We start from the raw sequence: 18,025 nt of genomic DNA, 5'->3' as shown, positions 1-18,025 counted from the left end.
GATCCGCCGGACCACCGAGGCCCGGCAGATCGTCACCGGATGCCGGCTCGTTCACCGAGCCGGTTCAGGGCGTCGGCCACCGTCGCCGGACTCTCCAGCACCACGAAGTGTCCGGCGGGCCGCAGTTCGGTGAAGATCGCCCCGAGACGTCGCGCGAATCTCCGCTGCTTCCACCCCCACACCGTCCGCACCGGGCCCCGCTGCGGGACGGCGGCGAGCACCACGGTGGGGACCGGAGGCATCGGTGACCGCTTACGCAGGTCCTCGAGTTGCTGGTTCATCGCCGGGAACCCGGCGTTCTCGATGAGGGTGGCCAGCAACGTGGCGGGGCGGGCGAAGAAGCCGTCGATCCAGGCGGACTGACGCTCGGTGTACCCGCCGGGAGGTCGGGGCAGGAAGATGTCCCGACTGCGGACGCCACCGAGCGCGGTCAGTCGCAGTGCCTCGATCACCCACAACGCCCGGTAGCAGTTGGCCACCCTCCACCGGGTGGGCAGGATGCGCCAGGGCAGCAGCACGTAGGTGCCGTCGATCATGGCGACGCCGGCGACCCGCTCGGGATGGTTCCGGGCGAACCCCTCGGCGTAGAGCGACGAGATGGAGTGCGCGCCGATGACCACCGGACGGTCCACCCCGAGGTGGTCGAGCACTGCGGCCATCCGCCCGACCTCCGCCGCGAGGGTGGGCACGGCGTCGCGGGGCAGGGGTGCGCTGAATCCATATCCGGGCCGGTCGTAGCGGATCACCTGCCATCGCCCCCGTAACCGCGCGGCCAGGGCATCCAGGTCGAACCAGTTGCTGCCGAGGGCGGTCAACAGCAGGATCGGCGGTCCGGCGCCTTCGGTGACCACGTGCACGATCTGCCCGCCGAGATCGACCCGCTCACCCGGCGGCGCGATCGCGTGGTCGTCGGGTGTGGGCGCGCTGTTCTCCGGCGCGGTCATGGCAGTCCTATCGCGATGTCGATTGCCCGGATCCGGGGGATCTCCGGCAGGATCATGGTGTGTCCAGCATGCCCGTCGACGACGTGCCCATCCGTGACGAGTCCATCAGACTCGGGCAGTTCCTGAAACTCGCCAATCTCATCGACACGGGGGCCGAGGCCAAGATCGTGATCGCGGACGGGCTGGTGGCCGTCAACGGTGACGTGGAATTACGCCGTGGCAGGCAGTTGGTGGTCGGCGACCGGGTGGAGGTGGACGGCCGCTCGGCCCGGGTGGTCTCGCAGTGAGTGACGCGCGTGTCACCGTGTGCGGAGTTCGCGGCGTCGCACCCTAAGCTGTGCCCATGAGCCTCCCGACCTTCACACCCACGGCGGATCTGGTGGACGAGATCGGCGCCGACGTGCGCAGCTGCGACACCCAGTTCACCCAGTACGGCGGCCGCACCGAGTTCGTCGGCACCGTGTCGACCGTCCGCTGCTTCCAGGACAACGCCCTGCTGAAATCCGTGCTCGGAACGCCCGGTGAGGGCCGGGTGCTGGTCATCGATGGTGGCGGATCGCTGCACACCGCGCTGATCGGTGACCTCATCGCCGAACTCGGCCGCTGCAACGACTGGGCCGGAGTGGTGGTCAACGGGGCGGTCCGGGACTCGTCGACCCTGCGCACGATGGAGTTCGGGGTCAAGGCATTGGGCACCAACCCACGCAAGTCCACCAAGACCGGCGACGGCGAGACCGACGTCCCGGTGGAGCTCGGCGGTGTGGTCTTCAGCCCTGGCGACCTGCTCTACAGCGACGACGACGGCATCGTGCTCGTCGCTTCCTGACCGAACCCTGCGACCCAGCCGGAGAACCTCATGTCACGTCCCACCTCCGCCACCTTCGACCGTTTGCGCGCTCTGTCGGCCATCGACGACCCGGACACGCGTGAGCAGCGCGACGTGCTCGAAGCATTCACCGGTACGCCGATGGCGCGGATACCGGTCGGCACCGCCGACGACGTACGGGCGGCGGTCGACCGGGCACGCGAGGCGCAGCGTGCGTGGGCGGACACATGGCCGAAGGAACGCTCCGCGGTGATCGCCCGGTTCGCCGACCTGGTGTTCGAGTATCGGGACGCGCTGATGGACTTCGCCCAGGCAGAGACCGGCAAGGCCCGGGCCTATGCGCAGGAAGAGGTGGTCGACGTCGCGTTGACCGCCCGCCACTACGCCAAGGTCGCGCCGGGACTGCTCGCCGCGAAGCGGGCCAAGGGGATGATCCCCGGGGCCACCGACGTCCGGATCCGGTACCAGCCCAAGGGTGTGGTCGGCGTCATCTCGCCGTGGAACTACCCGTTGACGTTGGCTGCGTCGGACGCCGTCGCCGCGCTGATGGCGGGCAACGCGGTGGTCATCAAGCCCGACAGCCAGACCCCGTACTGCGCGCTGGCCGTGGCCGATCTTCTGTACCGGGCGGGGCTACCCCGCGAACTGTTCGCGGTGGTACCCGGGAGCGGCGGTGTGGTGGGACGTGAACTCGTCGAGCAGGTGGACTACCTGATGTTCACCGGGTCCACGGCCACCGGGTCGTTGCTGGCGGAGCAGGCCGGTCGCCGACTGATCGGGTTCTCCGCGGAACTCGGCGGGAAGAACGCGATGATCGTGACCGCCGACGCCGACGTCGACAACGCCGTCGAGGGTGCGGTGCGCGCCTGCTACTCCAACTCCGGGCAACTGTGCATCTCCATCGAGCGGTTGTACGTCGAACGGCCCGTCGCCGACGAGTTCACCCGGCGGTTCGCGGCCCGGGTGGAACGGATGGAGGTGGGCGCGGACTACGACTTCGCCGCCGAGATGGGATCGTTGGCGTCGCAGGCCCAGGTCGACGCCGTGACCGCTCACGTCGAGGACGCCAAGGCCAAGGGCGCCACCGTCCTCGCCGGTGGTCGCCCCCGACCCGACCTCGGACCCTTCTTCTACTCGCCGACCGTGCTGTCGGGGGTCGATGAGGCGATGGAGTGCTTCGGCAGCGAGACCTTCGGCCCGCTGGTCTCGATCTACCCGGTCGACTCGGTCGACGAGGCGATCGAGCTGGCCAACGACACCACCTACGGCCTGAACGCCGCGGTGTTCGCCGGTGATCCGGCCGAGGGCCGACGTATCGCCGCTCGACTGCACGTGGGCACGGTCAACCTCAACGAGGGGTATGCCGCCGCCTGGGGGAGTACCGCCGCGCCGATGGGTGGCATGGGCGCGTCCGGGGTGGGGCGACGGCACGGCGACGAGGGACTGCTGAAATACACCGAGCCGCAGACGATCGCGACCCAGCGGGTGATCGGAATCGGCGGTATCAAGGGCGTTCCGCGATCGGTGTTCCTGCGCACGGTCCCGACCGCGATGAAGGCGCTGAAGTACGTGCCCGGGCGGTAGGGCGCAGCGTCCGGCTGCTTGCTGGCACACCCGAATTCGCACCAGTTTCCGCGATTCTGGTCCGTTGCAGAGGGTGCGGACTGCCGAAACTGGTGGGGATTGGCGCGGTGACCCTCAGTCCGCGTGCTGTGCCGCGTTGGCGGCGATGACGTCACGGAGGTACTCGGCAAGGCCGGGTGCCTGGTCGTCGTAGTGGGCGCGGAAGCGCGGATCGGCGACGTACATGTCACCGAGGCACATCTGCATCGAGTGATCACAGTCGTAGAACCGCTCGATCGACGCCCGGTGACGCTCGGCCAACGCGTTCGCCTGCGGTGATCCCGGGGCGGCACCGGTGCGCATCGCCGCGGCCAGGTCGGCATCGAGAGCCGCGGTGTCGGCGGCGATCCGTTGCCAGTCGGCCTTGCTGTACGCGGCGGTGCGCTGTTGGGACTGCGCCCAGGCCGCGGTGTCACCCCACCGTTCCTCGGCCTCGGCGCGGTACTCCTCACCGAGCCAGTCGTCGCCGAAGATCTCCCGTTGTTCCTCGGCGCTCAATGCGACGCCGTCGTTCTGTGCACTCATCATGTCCTCCACGGCTGCGACCATGTGGTGCAAGCGGTCGATGCGCGTCAGCAGCTCGTGGCGCTGCCGGGCGAGCTGGGCTCGCTCATCGACGGTCGCATCGTCGAGCAGGGTCGCGATCTGCTCGAGACCGAATCCCACCTCGCGGTACACCAGCACCCGATGTAACCGGGCCACGTCGGCGTCGGTGTATCCGCGATACCCGTTGTGACCGCGGACGCTGGGCTGCACCAGACCGATGTGGTCGTAGTGGTGCAGGGTGCGCACGCTGACGCCGACCAACCGGGCCGTCGCCCCCACGGAACGATGTGCGTGTCGATCGTCGAGGCGGGGTTCGGAGGGATTCTCGCTCACACCCATCACCTTCCGACCTCACGTCACGTCAGGGTCAAGCCCGGAACCGGCGGGCGCCGATCAGTCCTTGTGACCGAGCCAGCGGCGACCGATCGCGACCGTGGTGGCCACCGCGCCGAAGGTCATCAGCACCTGCCGTTTGGCGAACCGCTTGGGGTTGGACAGCGCGGTCGGGGCGGTGCGACGCAGCTGGGTGAAGGTCGGGATGTCGAGGGCGAGCCGGTCAGGTGCCTGCTCTTCTCGCGTGTCGGTCGGCGGTGCGCCCGCGGGTGGGGAGCTCGGTGCCGACGGGGTGGTGCCCGCACGGCCCGCCGGTCGGGTCGCCGCGCGGCCACCCGTGCCCGGACCGGACTTGTCACCGGATGGGGTGGCCCGACCCTTGCTGACCGGGGTCGTGCCGCCCGGAGGCTGGGTGGTCGCCTTGGAGGTGGGAGCCTTCTTCGCCGTCTTCTTCGCGGCGCTGGCGGCGGGACTCTTCTTGGCGGGCGACTTCTTCGGTGCCGCCTTCTTGGCGGCCGTATCCCGAGACCGTGTGTTGTCACCGGAGGTCCCTGCGGCCGGTGCTTTCTTCGCCGGTGCCTTTTTCGCGGCTGCCTTCTTTCCGGGCGACTTCTTGGCCGGAGACTTCTGTGCCGGAGACGACGTGCCCGAGGGCGTCTTCTTCGCGGGTGCCTTCTTCGCGGGTGGCTCGTCGGCGGACGGCGCGGGCCCATTCGAGTCGGTCATGGTCTCAGCCTATGGGCAGATCCTGTGTTCGGGCGGACTCACCGTCGAACCGCCCGTCACGGCGGCACCATCGACAACCCGGAAGCGAGGGCGAAGACCAGCGCCATCACCGCGATCTCGATCCCGGCGTTGCGCACCGACACCCCGGCCGTGATCCGATGGCTCGTCACCCGCACGGTCCAGCGTGTGCGGTACCACCAGCCCAACGCCACCAGACAGACCAGCAGCACGCTCTTGGCCATCAGGAGACGGCCGTAGGCGCTGTCCCACACCGCGGGGACGGACGGCAGCTCCAGGATGGCCGCACCCACACCGGCCACCGTCACCCCGATCACCGCGTACGGCGCCCACCGGGAGAACTGCGGCAGGGTGCGCGACCATGCCGCCCGCCCGCGGTTCATCACGACCAGTGCGGCGAGGGTGCCGGACCACCACGCGGCGGCCAGCACGTGGACAGCGATCAGCAATGACCCCAGCCGGATCAACGAGAGGTGTCCGGTCACCGGTTCGGCCAGCAACCCCGCGGCCGCGACCGCGGCGACCGCGTCACCGGGAAGGGTTTTGTCGTGGCGCACCATCACCGCGCCGACGCCGGCGATGAGCACGGCCGCCATCACGGTGATGGCCGGGGCTGTCCCCGCGCGGGCCAGTGACCAGAAGCGATCCACCGACACCGCGAACGGCGACGTCCCCGTCCGAGACCCGACGTCGAACAGCAACGCCGACAACGACACCGGCACCCACACCGCCGCGACCACCACCACCGACCGACCGGGACGAGTCGCGCCGATCCGGGTGACCAGTCCGAGCCCGATCAGCAGGGTCCCGGCACCCGACGACACGGTGCGCGTGGCGGAGGTGACCACCGAGAAGGGTTCGTCGGCAGACAGCAGTCGCGCGACGAGCACGCCGACGAGCGCCACGACCGCGACCACGACGAACCAGGTCCGTCGGGCCGCGGCCGCGGCGTCATCCGGTCGGGCGGTGTTCAGCGCTACCGCCGAGCGGACCGCAGGAACTTCGGCGGGCGTACCGTGACCAGCAACCCACCGGCGAACAACACGACGCCGCCCACGATGAACGGCCAGACCGGGACCCCACCGGACCCACCGCCGGAACCGCTCGTCGTACCGGCCTTCGGACCGGGCGTTCCGGTGCCCGCGGTGGTCAGCGTGAAGCGGACCGTCCCGCTCACCGGGTGACCGTCGGCCGAGGTGACCCGCCAGTTGACCCGATACTCGCCGGTGGGACCGAGTGGGCGCACCGACACCGACGCCGACGCACCGGCGATCACCGGAGTCCCGTCCTGCCACTGGTTGCCGTCCGGGCCGACGATCGTCATCGCCGGATACGACGACTGCAACGCCTCGTTGAAGCGCAGTGTCACCCGCTGCGGACCCGCCGACAGCGACGTGTTGTCCGCGGGATCCGACCCGACCAGCGTGGAGTGCGCCGAGGCGGGACCGGTACCGATCGTCGACAAGCCGAGAACGGCGACGAGCGCGAGCAGGGCACTGGTGATCCGTGAGCGGGTCATCGCTTCCGCCCGCGCAGCGTGGTGCCCAGCGCCAGTGCGACACCGAGCGCACCTATGACCAGACCGGCGCCACCCAACCAGCGGGCGGTGTCGTCGGACCCCGCGGTGCTGTCGGACGAGGTGGTGCGGTCGGGCGACGCCGCCGCGTGACCGTCCCCGCTGCTCGCGGCCAGGGTCACCTCGGGTGCGGGGTGTTCGGGTTCGGAACCGTCGGGGTTGGCCCGTTGATCCCAGTCGACGCGCTGCCCGTCGGCGTAGGTCTGGACGGCCGGGAAGCTCACCGACGCGGTCGTCGGCATCGGTCCGGCGCTGAGCCGGAAGATCTCGAACTGTCCGACGGGGATACCCGGTGTCCCGGGCTGCGCCGTCCACGTCACCGACGTGGCCTCGGCAGACGCCGGGTCCTTGACCACCGTGGACGTCCACCCGGCCATCGGTTCGGTCATCGCCGACTTCAGCTTCGGCAGGGTGACGGTCACCGACGTGGTGGCGCTGGTGTCGGACTCGTTGGGAACGCGGACCTGCAGCACCCCGTAACCACCCTGGGCGATGTCCGGTGCGTCGACGTGGACGTGGGCCGTCGCGGGGGCGGTGCCGAACAGCACACCACCCCCCAGGACCAGGCAGGACGTCGCGACCGCCAGGCCGGCACGGTGACGTCTGGCGCGCGACGATGCGGTTCCGCGGGCCCGGGATGCGGGCATGCGGGCATGACGATATGAACTCATGAGAGATCGGGTCTTTCTGTGTGTGGGAGAACGAAGATGTCGATGTCACACACAGACGGGAGGGCCGCGACGGCCCGGACCGCCGCAGAGGAGTGCGTCGGTGGCGGCGAACGGGACGTGGACGACGACGCGCCTCGGCCGCGGGACGACGGTCGCGACAGGGGCTCGGCGCAACGACCGCGCGATCGCGGTGATCACCGCGACCACCCGACAGACCGCGGCGATGAGCACGGCACAGACCGGGATGGCGATCAGGTGGGTGAGCAACATCGCCCAGGTGGTCCCCGCGGCCGCGGCCGCGGCGCGGGCGTCCACCATCGACCCCGCGTGAACATGCCCCGACGGCATGGCCGCAGGGTCGTCGGACATCGACCCGGGGCCACCCGCCATACACGCTGACAGCATCAGGTGGCAGGCGACCTGACCGCCGCTGAGCAGAGCGAACAGCCGCGGTGCCGTGACCATCCGGCCGGCACACGCGGCGGCGACCGCGCCCACGAGCGCGCACAGGACCAGCCCCGCGGAACCCGGAAAATGTCCGTCGGCGGTGCCGTGAGCGGCTACGGCGACCACGGGGACCACCACTCCGACCGCGATCCGGCCGCAGCCGAGCGTCGCCGAGGTGGTTCGCATCCGGTGGCTCAGGCGTGCACGCCAGACCTGGCGAGCAGGTCGGCGTCGATGCCCCCGAGCTCCCGCTCGATCGCGCGGTGTGCGCCTTTGCGGCGCGCGGAGGGCATGTGTTCGGCAGTCTGTACGGCGTCGGACAGCTCCTGGAGGCGGGTGCGCATTGTCTGCGCGAACACCTTCGCCTCGGCACCCGCAGCCGCGTCCTTCTGGTCGGCGACCAGCCTGTCCAACGATCGCTGGGCTGCGGCGATTCGCGCCGACAGGGCGGCACCGTGACCGCTGAACTTGCCGTATTCCTCGATGGGGACGCCCGCGCGGTTGGCCTGGAAGGCGGTGAGTTGGGCGCGGGTGAGGGTGGCGCCGCGGTAGGCGAGCGGCGCGAGCACCGGCGCGACGAGCTTGGCGACCTGCAGGTACCGCTTGACCCGTGCGGTGCTCAGCGCCTTGCCGTCGGCGGCGGCCTTCGCGTTCTCCTCGGCCACCTTGACCCGCGCCTTGTCCTGCTTCTCCTGGATCTTCGCGCCCTGCTTGGCGAGTTTGAGCTCCTGCTTACGGTCGTCCTTCAGCGCTTTGCGGTGCGTCTTGTCGCCGAGCTTCGCCTCGAGCTTGGCCCGCGCCTTGATGGCCTTGGCCTCGGCCTTGAGCTGCGCCTTCCTGGCCTTTCTACCGGTCGGCTTACTCGTGCGCTTCGACGTGAACAGGCCCATGCTCGGTTCCTCTCGCGGGGGCGTACCCGATACCGCCGAGGTACCGGGACCGACATTGTGGTGCGGCTGAGATCCACACCGCACGGTGCCGGGACGACCCTGCACAGATGCGGGTGCGACGAACAGCCGTCCGACGCGTGCTGTACAAGCATTACACAGGGGCAGGTTCGTCGAGAGAAGGGTGGTCGGACGCTTGACGAGTATGTCGGCGCGACCCGTCACCCTCGGCGCCCGCGCGCTCACCGGCTGCGAACACCGCGTCGCCCTCGACCACCTCGCGGTCGACGAGGCGACCGGTCGGCGGGTGGAACTGCCCGAACCCGCAGGTGTCACCCGCCGCAAGGAGGCGGCCGCCCTGCACCGGACGTGGGTGCGCGATCTGATGGCCGACCAGCACATCGACGACTGGATGGACGTCGCGGGGACGGCCGACGGTTCGCGTGCGGCGGGCACCGCCCGGGCGATCGCTGCCGGGGTGGGGTGGATCTGGAACGCGGTTCCGCCCATCGATCCGGACGGCAGGCGCGGCGGGGCGGACGGCCTGGTGTCCGACGGCGCCGGGTACCTACCGGTCATCGTGGTCAACCACCGCGTCACCGTGCCGGTCCCGCCCGACCGCGAACCCGACATCGCCGTGCCGCCCGCGATGACCAGCCCGCTGTGGTCGTGGTTGCCGGTGCCCGACCCCACCCGGACTCCCCGACTGCAGCGTCGCGACCGGATGCGGGTGGCGCAGCTCTACCGGATGCTGCAGGCCGCCGGCTGGGCCTCGCCCGCGCAGCGTGCCGGGGTGATCGGTCTCGACGCCGACTGCATCGTCGTGGTCGACGTGGCGCCGCTGCTGGCCGAACACGACGCCGTGTTCGCTCGACGACTGGCCATCGCACGCGGTGACGTCGCAACCCGACCCAGCCGCGTCGGGGAGTGCCGAAGCTGTCCGTGGTGGTCGGTGCGGTGCGGACCGCAGCTCACCGAACGTCGTGACGTCAGTCTGGTGGTCAACGGATCCCAGGTCACGGCACTGCGTGCCGCGGGGGTCGACACCGTCGACGACCTCGTGGCGCGGTCCGACGGTCCACCGCGGGACTGGACCGGGAGCTTCGCCGACGCGGTGACCACGGCCAAGGCCTGGCAGCACGGCGTGCCGTTGGTGCTGCGCACCCGAACCCCCACCGTGACCAGGGCCGACGTCGAGATAGACGTCGACATGGAGAGCTTCGGCGAGGACGGCGCCTACCTGTGGGGGGTGTTGCGCACCGACAACACCGACCCCGACGACGCACCGGGTTACCGCGGGTTCGTCACCTGGGACCCGCTACCCACGGCCGACGAGGGGCGCAACTTCGCGGAGTTCTGGACCTGGCTGACCGCCGAGCGGCGTCGGGCGTACGAGACCGGGCGCACCTTCGCCGCCTACTGCTACTCGCAGTCGGCGGAGAACAGGTGGTTGTTGGCCTCGGCGGACCGGTTCGGAGCACAGCCAGGTGTCCCCACCCGCGCCGAGGTGCAGGCGTTCATCGACTCACCCGACTGGGTCGACATCTTCGCGGCGGTCGGGGCCAACTTCGTCTGTCCGCAGGGCAAGGGACTGAAGGTCGTCGCCCCGGTTGCCGGCTTCGGTTGGCGCGATGCGGAGGCCGGTGGCGAGGCGTCGATGGAGTGGTACCGGCATGCGGTGGGACTCGACGGCGGAATGCCCGACGTCGGGCAGCGACGGCGACTGCTGATCTACAACGAGGACGACGTGCGCGCCACCAAGGTGCTGCGCGAATGGATCACCGACCGGGCCGCGATCGACATCCCACACCGCGACGATCTCTAGCAGTGGGCGTGACCCGGGGTCCACCGACCGTCGGGGGTCAGCGGGTGCCCCGGACGGCCTGCAGGAACGTGCCGCTGCCGGCCAATGCGGCCGCACCGATGGTGAGCAGGGCGGCGGGCAGGTAGTCGGCGAACACCTGACCACCGACACAACCGCCGTGGCCGTCGGTGCCGAACAGGCAGCTGGCATGGGCGACAGGTGTCGGTGTGGCGGGCTGCGCGGCCGGGGCGGGAGCGCCGCCACCGCCGCCCGCACCGGGCGATGGTGCGGCGTTGTTCGAGGGGGCACCGGATGACGGTGCACCGGGTGCGGGGGCGACGGGTGCCGCGCCGCCGGGGGCGGGCGCCATCGCCACCGCACCACCCGGCGCCGCGGGAGCAGGCGGGGCCGGACGTGCCGGTCCGGACCCACCCGGACCACGAGGAGCGCCGGGACCCGCACCGCCTGACGAGGGCGGGTCGTGGGGGGTCGGGGTCGCGGAGCGGCTCGATCCCCCGGAGTGGTCGGCCGTCGTGGTCTCCGAGGACGTCGATGTCTCGGAGGTCGGCTTGTGCGTGGGTTTGTGCGTCGGCTTGTGCGACGTCGGGGTACTGGTGTCGGGCTGGGAGGTCGCCGGCTCTGAGGTGTCGGGCTGGGAGGTCGCCGGTTCTGAGGTGTCGGGCGTCGTCTCGGGATCCGAGGTATCGGGCGTCGTGTCGGGCACCGAGGTCCCGGGCACCGAGGTCGCCGGCTCTGAGGTTCCGGGCTGGGACGTCGCGGGTTCTGAGGTCCCGGGCTGGGACGTATCCGGCTGGGAGGTCTGGGGAGCACTGGTCTGCATCGAGGTGGGCTCAGCCGTCTGACCGGTCTCGTCGGACGTCGCCCTACCCGGACCTTCGTTCGAGGTCGAGCCCTCGTCCGTCCCGGATCGGTCCGATTGCCGGCCATGACCGGAGGAGCCGTGGTGCACCGACCCCGACCCCGGGCCCGCGTCGGATCCCGATCCCGACGGGGCGTCACCGGGGGTGGCCAACGCCATGCCGGCGCCACCGAGCAAGGTCAACCAGAGCAGCACCGTCGGCAGCACCACTCGACGCAACCGACGCCGCCGACGCTGGGACACGTTCGTGTCATCGAACCGATGGCTCATCTGCTGCAAATCCTCCGGGATCCACCACACTGGTGACCGCATGTCGCGCGAGTGTCATGGCAGACGCCGCGACGTTATCTCCTCGATTGTCATCACAATCCCGTGCTCAGCGCAAAGAGGAGCCTCGGTGTGCCCGCCCGCCTGCGACACGGTGTGACGCCACGCACAGACTCCGGTGTCGCGACGCGGCCCACTAAGCTGAGGGCGAAATCATTCGTGACATGTACGCGGGCGTTGGCGATGACCGGCGTTCTTCTGATATATACAGGTTGCAAGACGTGATGTGCTCGTGTGAACTATTTGGTGACGGTCGTCTCGCCGGACGCAGATTGCCGGTTGGGCCACGAGTACACCGGACCAGGGGCGCGGGCTATGAGAAATGCAGGCGATAGCGTGGGAAACGGCAATTCGGACGGTGAATCGGGGCTGAGCGGTACCCGCATCTCTGCCGACGGCCCCACCGTGGATCCGGGCCTTTTCGCTCGACGCCTGGAAGAGCTCTTCCGCACCGTCCCCGGACCCAATGGTCGTGCCTTCAGCGCCAAGGCGATCGCTGCCCGGTCCACCGAGCGAGGTTTTCGTCTGGGGGAGTCCTACTTGTCGCAGCTCCGGTCCGGCAAGGCGAAGTCGCCGTCGTTCCGGACCGTGGAGGGCATCGCGGCGGCCTTCGGTGTGGACGTGCACTACTTCCTCGAAGACCGCGCGGCGCAACGTACCCGCGACCAGATCGATCTGATGCGGTTGCAGGCCGACAGCAACGTCCAGCTCGCCGCATTCCGTCTGGCCGGCCTGTCCGGAGACTCGGTCAGCGTGGTCAACGAGTTGATCAAGGTACTGCGAACGCAACAGGGCCTACCCGCTGATCCGCCGGACCTGTTGGCCGAGGGTGAGTCCGGTGCGACGTCGCGCTCAGAGGACGACGCCCGCGGAGCCCAGGTGTTCCGCGGCGACGACTCCTGACACCACCGCCCCACCACGCCCCTGACCACCGGAGTTGTCGACGACATGCGATCCGAGCGTTCCCTGAGGGCTTTGTGCCGTCGGGAGCTCGCCGGGCTCCACCTCGACCTTCCGCTGAGCGCGGAGCAACTGTGCGAGCGGTACGGTACCCGTCGTGGACGTCCCATCCGCATACTCGATCACCCGTTGCCCGCCGACGCGCCCAGCGGCATCTGGCTCGCGGCAGAAGACGGTGATTACTTCTTCTGTCAGGCCAACACCACCCCTCTGCATCGCGAGCAGATCATCGTCCACGAGTTCAGTCATCTGATGGCAGGGCATCAGCTGGTGGATCCCGGATCATCGGCCCCGACCTTTCCCACCGATGCGGAATCGGACGCCGCGCTCGGCCGCACCTGCTACTCCGACGAGCGGGAATGGGAGGCCGAGGTGCTCGCCACCCAGATCGTGGACTGGGCGGCGACCGCCACCCGGGGTGTCGGACACGCCGTCCAACACCGCGGACTGCGCGGTGTGCAACGCGCGTTGGGAGGTCATCGCGGATGGTTGTAGCGGGAGCGGTCACCAGCGGTGCGCTGGTCGGGATCGTCAACGTCGTCGCGGTCGTGCTGTTCGCGGTTGCCCTGTGCTGGCGGCTGGAGCGCCTGCGCCGCGGCGAGGGTGGACTGCAGTCGTGGGCGATGACCGTCGCCATCGCCGCCCTGACGATCTCGTTCGTGGTGACGAGCAGATCGGTCAGTGCCTGGGTGGACACGAACCTGTTCGCGGGGCTGGCGCGTATCGCCTATTACTGTCTGCTGTCGATCGGGGTCGCGGCCCTGGTCATCACGTTTTTCTTCTTCCGCGACAGCACCGACGAGACCCAGCGCCGCAAGATCGGCGCGGAAGCCGTGCCGCTGGTCGTGGCGGTCATCGGCCTCAACGTCGCCATGTTCGCGACTCCGGTGTCGATTCGTTCGTCCAACATCTCCGAGTTCACCACCCGTGACCTCGGGTTCGCGCTGTTCTTCGTCATCTCGGGCTGCTACCTGGTCTACGGTCTGTTCGCGAGCGTGAACTCGATCCGCCGCTACCTGCTGCTGGCCGACGGATACCTGCGCATCTCGCTGGCACTCACGTTCTGCGGACTGATCGTCATGGCGCTGGGCACGGTGGTCCAGACCGCCTTCGTGATCGGCTCCTTCACCAGTTGGTGGACCCTGCCGGTATTCGTCCCCGCGGCGACCACACTGGAGATCATCGGGTTGGCCATCTTCTTCCTCGGCCTGTGTTTCCCCATGCTGCACTCGATGCGGGTGGCGGCCAGGGACCGCGTGCGAGACCGGCGTCGGATGCGGGAACTGACGCCGCTGTGGGAACTGCTCACCGCCGACTTCCCGGCGTTGGTGCTGCCCGACTTCCGCGGCAACCAGAGCGCTCAGCTGCGCCGACGGGTGGTGGAGATCCGCGACGCACTGGTCCGTATCAGCCCCTATCTGCCCGCCGACTTCGACGACCTGTCACCGCAGGTGCAACTCGGTGCCCTGGACATCGCCCTGCACCAGCATCGCGCGGCGACCGCGGGTCCGGGTGCGGCCCGGCCGGTGCTGGCCGCCGAAGGACCGGGCATCGAGGGTGATGCGGCACCGCTGTTGCGGCTGTCGCGGGTCGTCGCCGAGCGGCGTGCGCGTGGCGAGAACCCGGTCGACGGATCCGACACCGGCCGGCACCGGGCGGCATCGGACCCGTCGACGAGCGCGACCGCTAGCGCGGGGCCATCCGCAGCGCGCCGTCCATCCGGATCGTCTCGCCGTTGAGGTAGTCGTGCTGGGTGATGAACTCGGCGAGCTGCGCGTACTCGTCGGGACGTCCCAGACGCTGCGGGAACGGGATACCCGCCTCCAGGGTCTTCTTGAACTCCTCGGTGATGCCGGCGAGCATCGGGGTCTCGATGGTGCCCGGCGCGATGGTGCAGACCCGCACCCCGACCTGCGCGAGGTCGCGGGCCGCGCAGATGGTCATGGCGTGCACGGCACCCTTGGAGGCGGTGTAGGCGATCTGGCCGATCTGACCCTCGAAGGCCGCCACCGAGGCGGTATTGATGATGACACCGCGCTGATTGTTGTCGTCGACGGTCGCCTGCGACTGCATGGTGTTCGCCGCCAGCCGCATCACGTTGAAGGTGCCCACCAGGTTGATGTCGATGACCTTGCGGAACAGGTCGAGATCGTGCGGGCCCTTCTTGGAGAGGATGCGGCTGGCCCAGCCCACCCCCGCGCAGTTGACGGCGACCCGCAACGGTGCGCCCGAGCCGGTGATGGTGTCGAGCGCGGCTTGTACCTCCGATTCCGACGTCACGTCGGTGGCGATGAAGGTCACTCCCTCCACCTCACCCGCCTTCTCGATCGATGGGGCGAGGTCGAGCGCGAAAACGGTCGCGCCCGCGGCGGCGAAACGCTGGGCGGTCGCGGCACCGAGGCCCGACGCACCACCGGTGACGAGTACTGCTGAACCGGAAATCTCCATCTGTTCTCCCTGATCGCGCGGCACGTGTCCCGGCTGCGAGGAGCGCATGGGGACATGCGACCGCTGTGGCGTCAGTGGAGACCATAGCGGGAGGTGGACAGGTGGGCGCGCACCGGATCCGCTCAGACCGACCGATCGCTCGGTGATGCGCCGATCGAGGCGGGTTCGGCATCCTTGCGCTGCTGGTCGAGAGCCCGGCGGCGATGCACCGAGCGGATGTAGAAGGCTCCGCCGATCAGCACCACGGCGGCCGTGGCCAGGGCGATACCGGCCACCAGCGGACTGCCCGCGGTGAGGATGCCCTCGGTCAACAACCAGACGCCGAACACGAGGAACAACGCGGCGGCACCCAGGGCGATGACCCGTTCGGGCAGCTTACGACCCAGTATCGCGCCCACGACGATGGCCAGCGCGTCGGCGGCGACCATGCCGATGGTCGACCCGAACCAGACGCCGACCCAGTTGTGGTCGGTGGACAGCGTGATGGTGGCCAGCATCGTCTTGTCGCCGAGTTCGGCGAGGAAGAACGACGACATGACCGCGAAGAACACCGATGCGCCGACGCGGTTGGCCTTGTCGGACTCACCGTCGTCGAGGTCGTCGCCGCGGATGGTCCACACCGCGAACACGAGCATGGCGATGCCGCCGACCACGGAGATCAGATCGGAGGGGATGGACAGACCCAGGAAGTGACCGACAGCCACCGAGACCAGGTGGACCAGGGTGGTCGCGGCCAGGATCGCCGACAGCACGACCCACCAGCGGTAGCGGATGGCGTAGGTCATCGCCATGAGCTGTGACTTGTCGCCGAGTTCGGCGACGAAGACGACGCCGAAGCTGACGAGCAGGGCGGTGAACATGACTCGACAGTAAGGCGACCCTAAAACCGAACACAACTGTCGGAAACGCTGCGACGGAAGCGCTCGGCGACCCGGACATCGAGAGTTGGGGCAGCCGAAAAACGCTGCTCGGCCGCGCCGTCAGGAGGCGAGCAGCATGGCCAACACCGCGGTGTCCGGATCGGCGTTGGGGTCCACCCCGGTCTGGTTGCGCATGGTGATGATGGTGCCGTCGGCCTCCGCCTCCGCCCATCCGGCACGGTGCTCGAGACCGAGCTCGGGCAACCCCGGCAACAACACACAGCCCGACCCGACCTCGGGACATTCCGGCAACGACGGTCGGGTGTGCGAGGGTGGATGCAACATCACCAGGGCGGGAGGGTGCCCGGACAGGGCCCGGCCGGCCTTGACGACACCGTCGCCGATGACGCTGCCGATGGCGACCATCATCCCGACGACATCCGGTCCGCTGTCCTCGGGACAGTCCTCGAGCACACCGAAGACGGTGGTCGAACGCAGGAACCCGGGGCGGCACGCGATCCGCACCGACGCGACCAGGGTCTGTGTCCACTCCAGGGTGGTGTCCGGCCAACGCCCGCAGATGAGCATTCCCTTGAGCTGGCCGCTCTGGTGAAACGGGGTGAGGCCGATGGACTCCGTTCGCGGACGCGGACCGCTCCCGCCGTCAGACTGTGTGCTCATGGTCCTCCCTGCAGCGGACTGTCGACCCCGTCGGGACCGAGTACCTCAGCTTGCCTCCGGTCATCGGACACCGCAGGGGTGGGACGGGGCGATCAACAGACTCGTTTCCGGCACGTAGCACATTCGTCACAACCCGACTTCCCGCAGGTCTGACGATCTCCTGTCGATGCATCAGCGGGAAACGGCCGACAACTGCGGGAGATCGGATCTGCCGCAGTTGTCGGCGGCGGGTCGGCGATCCGCGGACCGTGCGCTGGTCCGGACACGACGAACGGCGGCCTCCCCTGTGAGGGAGACCGCCGTTCGTGATGAGGTGCGACCGCGTGCGGCGGCGCCGAGGTCAGGCGGGGACGACGAGTCCGGCGCCCTGGCTCTGCGCCTTGGCGAACCGCTCGGCCGCGTCGGCCCAATTGACGACGTTCCACCAGGCCTTGACGTAATCCGGCTTCACGTTCTGGTAGTCGAGGTAGAAGGCGTGCTCCCACATGTCGAGCAGCACGACGGGGATGATCGTGGCCGGGATGTTGCCGCTCTGGTCGGTCAGCTGGAAGATCAGCAGGTTCTGACCGATGGTGTCGTATGCCAGCACGGCCCATCCGCTGCCCTGCAGCGTGGTCGCGGCGGCGGTGAAGTGCTTCTGGAACGCGTCGAAGCTGCCGAACTGGTCGGCGATCGCCGCGGCGAGGTCACCGTCGGGCTCCCCGCCACCGTTCGGCGAGAGGTTCTTCCAGAAGATCGAGTGGTTGGTGTGGCCACCGAGGTGGAAGGCCAGGGTCGCCGAGAGTCCGTAGACCTTGTCGGCGATGGTGCCGTCCGCGCGCGCCTCGGCGAACTTCTCGACCGCGGTGTTCGCACCCTTGACGTAGGTCGCGTGGTGCTTGTCGTGGTGGAGCTCCATGATCTTGCCGGAGATGTGGGGCTCGAGAGCTCCGTAGTCGTAATCCAGATCCGGCAAGGTGTATTCAGACACGTTGTTCCTCTCCGTGGGGAACCCGTCGCGCAGTGAGTTCCCTCGTCATCGACTTGTTGGACACGATCCAGAGTTCACGAGACCCAGGGTGAATGCAACATTCGCGCAATAGATGACCTGAACCCTTGTTCAGGTTGTCCGGCCGTCTCGCGGGCAGACCGAACCGCCGGCGACGACGGTGTGACGGCGGTCGTCACATGAGGATGAGCACGGCCAACACCAGCGCCAGTGCGATGACGGAGACGCCGATGCCGAGACACTGCGAACCGGTGGTCTTGGTGTGGGATCCGTCCGCGACCGCGCGACGGGTGGTGTGCCCGACGCTCCCCGTCGAGCCGATGTCACTCGCCATGGCGTCGTCGCCCTCCTCATCGCATCCGCTGCGTCGAGGGGATTGTGAACGGAGTCACAGTCCCGTCTGTGAGTTGCAGCATAGGCGGTGGATGTCCGAACGCTCAACTCGCCGTCGTCGGCGCAGGTCAGCGCAGCGGGACACCT

General features: G+C 69.1%; 20 protein-coding genes and 1 pseudogene. 8 read left to right on the top strand and 13 right to left on the bottom strand.

Translation table 11 applies throughout. The features are described from left to right. Window positions 1-32: 32 nt before the first annotated feature. The gene (locus BW971_RS18580) at window positions 33-944 is read right to left on the bottom strand and encodes an alpha/beta fold hydrolase (RefSeq protein ID WP_076482560.1); all 912 of its coding nucleotides are present in this window, start codon (window positions 942-944) and stop codon (window positions 33-35) included. Between the two features lie 68 nt (window positions 945-1,012). On the opposite strand from BW971_RS18580, the gene BW971_RS18575 reads away from it, so the two are divergent. From BW971_RS18575 to BW971_RS18565, 3 genes and pseudogenes are all read left to right on the top strand, one after another. Further along, window positions 1,013-1,231, top strand: coding sequence for an RNA-binding S4 domain-containing protein (locus tag BW971_RS18575; protein WP_076482559.1), 219 nt, complete (start codon window positions 1,013-1,015; stop codon window positions 1,229-1,231). Between the two features lie 56 nt (window positions 1,232-1,287). Beyond that, window positions 1,288-1,770, top strand: coding sequence for a ribonuclease E activity regulator RraA (rraA, locus tag BW971_RS18570; protein ID WP_076482558.1), 483 nt, complete (start codon window positions 1,288-1,290; stop codon window positions 1,768-1,770). 24 nt (window positions 1,771-1,794) lie between these two features. Continuing rightward, a pseudogene (locus BW971_RS18565) lies at window positions 1,795-3,354 on the top strand (succinic semialdehyde dehydrogenase); the annotation flags it as partial. A 114-nt stretch (window positions 3,355-3,468) separates the two neighbouring features. Here the strand turns inward: BW971_RS18565 and BW971_RS18560 are convergent. The 7 genes from BW971_RS18560 to BW971_RS18530 all read right to left on the bottom strand — a co-directional run bounded on the left by BW971_RS18560 (window position 3,469) and on the right by BW971_RS18530 (window position 8,600). Further along, the gene (locus tag BW971_RS18560; protein ID WP_234974486.1) at window positions 3,469-4,272 is read right to left on the bottom strand and encodes a MerR family transcriptional regulator; all 804 of its coding nucleotides are present in this window, start codon (window positions 4,270-4,272) and stop codon (window positions 3,469-3,471) included. A 60-nt stretch (window positions 4,273-4,332) separates the two neighbouring features. Then, entirely contained in the window at window positions 4,333-4,998 is a 666-nt protein-coding gene (locus tag BW971_RS21330; RefSeq protein ID WP_076482555.1) for a hypothetical protein, read from the bottom strand. 56 nt (window positions 4,999-5,054) lie between these two features. Further along, a complete protein-coding gene (locus BW971_RS18550) occupies window positions 5,055-5,933 on the bottom strand; it encodes a copper resistance D family protein (RefSeq protein ID WP_076482554.1) in 879 nt (292 codons plus the stop codon). Between the two features lie 59 nt (window positions 5,934-5,992). Then, a complete protein-coding gene (locus tag BW971_RS18545) occupies window positions 5,993-6,535 on the bottom strand; it encodes a copper resistance CopC family protein (protein WP_076482553.1) in 543 nt (180 codons plus the stop codon). After that, entirely contained in the window at window positions 6,532-7,239 is a 708-nt protein-coding gene (locus BW971_RS18540; RefSeq protein WP_083710352.1) for a YcnI family copper-binding membrane protein, read from the bottom strand. Before BW971_RS18540 ends, BW971_RS18545 begins: the two co-directional genes overlap by 4 nt. Before the next feature lie 69 nt (window positions 7,240-7,308). After that, a complete protein-coding gene (locus BW971_RS18535; RefSeq protein ID WP_076482552.1) occupies window positions 7,309-7,896 on the bottom strand; it encodes a hypothetical protein in 588 nt (195 codons plus the stop codon). 8 nt (window positions 7,897-7,904) lie between these two features. Continuing rightward, window positions 7,905-8,600 carry a DUF6474 family protein gene (locus BW971_RS18530; protein ID WP_076482551.1) on the bottom strand — a complete coding sequence of 232 codons (696 nt, stop codon included), beginning with the start codon at window positions 8,598-8,600 and terminating at the stop codon, window positions 7,905-7,907. Between the two features lie 202 nt (window positions 8,601-8,802). Here BW971_RS18530 and BW971_RS18525 point away from each other — a divergent pair, with 202 nt between their 5' ends. The 5 genes from BW971_RS18525 (at window position 8,803) to BW971_RS18505 (ending at window position 14,307) form a co-directional block, all read left to right on the top strand. Beyond that, entirely contained in the window at window positions 8,803-10,422 is a 1,620-nt protein-coding gene (locus BW971_RS18525) for a TM0106 family RecB-like putative nuclease (RefSeq protein WP_076482550.1), read from the top strand. 167 nt (window positions 10,423-10,589) lie between these two features. Then, the gene (locus BW971_RS21325) at window positions 10,590-11,264 is read left to right on the top strand and encodes a hypothetical protein (protein ID WP_143690458.1); all 675 of its coding nucleotides are present in this window, start codon (window positions 10,590-10,592) and stop codon (window positions 11,262-11,264) included. A gap of 659 nt (window positions 11,265-11,923) precedes the next feature. Next, entirely contained in the window at window positions 11,924-12,511 is a 588-nt protein-coding gene (locus BW971_RS18515) for a helix-turn-helix transcriptional regulator (protein WP_076482548.1), read from the top strand. A gap of 45 nt (window positions 12,512-12,556) precedes the next feature. Further along, a complete protein-coding gene (locus BW971_RS18510; protein ID WP_076482547.1) occupies window positions 12,557-13,063 on the top strand; it encodes a hypothetical protein in 507 nt (168 codons plus the stop codon). Next, complete coding sequence (locus BW971_RS18505; RefSeq protein ID WP_076482546.1) at window positions 13,054-14,307, top strand: MAB_1171c family putative transporter; 1,254 nt, start codon at window positions 13,054-13,056, stop codon at window positions 14,305-14,307. Before BW971_RS18510 ends, BW971_RS18505 begins: the two co-directional genes overlap by 10 nt. Here BW971_RS18505 and BW971_RS18500 read toward each other — a convergent pair. From BW971_RS18500 to BW971_RS21555, 5 genes are all read right to left on the bottom strand, one after another. Then, on the bottom strand, window positions 14,255-15,016 hold the full coding sequence (locus BW971_RS18500) for an SDR family NAD(P)-dependent oxidoreductase (protein ID WP_076482628.1): 762 nt from the start codon (window positions 15,014-15,016) through the stop codon (window positions 14,255-14,257). The genes BW971_RS18505 and BW971_RS18500 overlap by 53 nt on opposite strands. A gap of 122 nt (window positions 15,017-15,138) precedes the next feature. Further along, window positions 15,139-15,876: a TMEM165/GDT1 family protein gene (locus BW971_RS18495; RefSeq protein ID WP_076482545.1), complete on the bottom strand. Its 738-nt coding sequence runs from the start codon at window positions 15,874-15,876 to the stop codon at window positions 15,139-15,141. Window positions 15,877-15,996: 120 nt separating this feature from the next. Further along, window positions 15,997-16,557 carry a peptidase gene (locus BW971_RS18490; protein WP_076482544.1) on the bottom strand — a complete coding sequence of 187 codons (561 nt, stop codon included), beginning with the start codon at window positions 16,555-16,557 and terminating at the stop codon, window positions 15,997-15,999. 340 nt (window positions 16,558-16,897) lie between these two features. Next, window positions 16,898-17,527 carry a superoxide dismutase gene (locus BW971_RS18485; RefSeq protein WP_076482543.1) on the bottom strand — a complete coding sequence of 210 codons (630 nt, stop codon included), beginning with the start codon at window positions 17,525-17,527 and terminating at the stop codon, window positions 16,898-16,900. Window positions 17,528-17,720: 193 nt separating this feature from the next. Beyond that, on the bottom strand, window positions 17,721-17,879 hold the full coding sequence (locus tag BW971_RS21555) for a hypothetical protein (protein WP_159441885.1): 159 nt from the start codon (window positions 17,877-17,879) through the stop codon (window positions 17,721-17,723). Window positions 17,880-18,025: the final 146 nt, after the last annotated feature.

This window comes from Williamsia sterculiae, assembly GCF_900156495.1.
Classification (GTDB): Bacteria; Actinomycetota; Actinomycetes; order Mycobacteriales; family Mycobacteriaceae; genus Williamsia_B; species Williamsia_B sterculiae.
This window is presented reverse-complemented; position numbering and strand designations above follow the sequence as displayed.

Coding starts and splice junctions, on each gene's coding strand:
- BW971_RS18525 (WP_076482550.1), top strand. CDS start 8,803: ATGTCGGCGCGACCCGTCACCCTCGGCGCCCGCGCGCTCACCGGCTGC.
- BW971_RS18535 (WP_076482552.1), bottom strand. CDS start 7,896: ATGCGAACCACCTCGGCGACGCTCGGCTGCGGCCGGATCGCGGTCGGA.
- BW971_RS21330 (WP_076482555.1), bottom strand. CDS start 4,998: ATGACCGACTCGAATGGGCCCGCGCCGTCCGCCGACGAGCCACCCGCG.
- BW971_RS18490 (WP_076482544.1), bottom strand. CDS start 16,557: ATGAGCACACAGTCTGACGGCGGGAGCGGTCCGCGTCCGCGAACGGAG.
- BW971_RS18500 (WP_076482628.1), bottom strand. CDS start 15,016: ATGGAGATTTCCGGTTCAGCAGTACTCGTCACCGGTGGTGCGTCGGGC.
- BW971_RS18575 (WP_076482559.1), top strand. CDS start 1,013: ATGCCCGTCGACGACGTGCCCATCCGTGACGAGTCCATCAGACTCGGG.
- BW971_RS18530 (WP_076482551.1), bottom strand. CDS start 8,600: ATGGGCCTGTTCACGTCGAAGCGCACGAGTAAGCCGACCGGTAGAAAG.
- BW971_RS18545 (WP_076482553.1), bottom strand. CDS start 6,535: ATGACCCGCTCACGGATCACCAGTGCCCTGCTCGCGCTCGTCGCCGTT.
- BW971_RS21555 (WP_159441885.1), bottom strand. CDS start 17,879: ATGGCGAGTGACATCGGCTCGACGGGGAGCGTCGGGCACACCACCCGT.
- rraA (WP_076482558.1), top strand. CDS start 1,288: ATGAGCCTCCCGACCTTCACACCCACGGCGGATCTGGTGGACGAGATC.
- BW971_RS18495 (WP_076482545.1), bottom strand. CDS start 15,876: ATGTTCACCGCCCTGCTCGTCAGCTTCGGCGTCGTCTTCGTCGCCGAA.
- BW971_RS18505 (WP_076482546.1), top strand. CDS start 13,054: ATGGTTGTAGCGGGAGCGGTCACCAGCGGTGCGCTGGTCGGGATCGTC.
- BW971_RS18510 (WP_076482547.1), top strand. CDS start 12,557: ATGCGATCCGAGCGTTCCCTGAGGGCTTTGTGCCGTCGGGAGCTCGCC.
- BW971_RS18540 (WP_083710352.1), bottom strand. CDS start 7,239: ATGCCCGCATCCCGGGCCCGCGGAACCGCATCGTCGCGCGCCAGACGT.
- BW971_RS18515 (WP_076482548.1), top strand. CDS start 11,924: ATGAGAAATGCAGGCGATAGCGTGGGAAACGGCAATTCGGACGGTGAA.
- BW971_RS18580 (WP_076482560.1), bottom strand. CDS start 944: ATGACCGCGCCGGAGAACAGCGCGCCCACACCCGACGACCACGCGATC.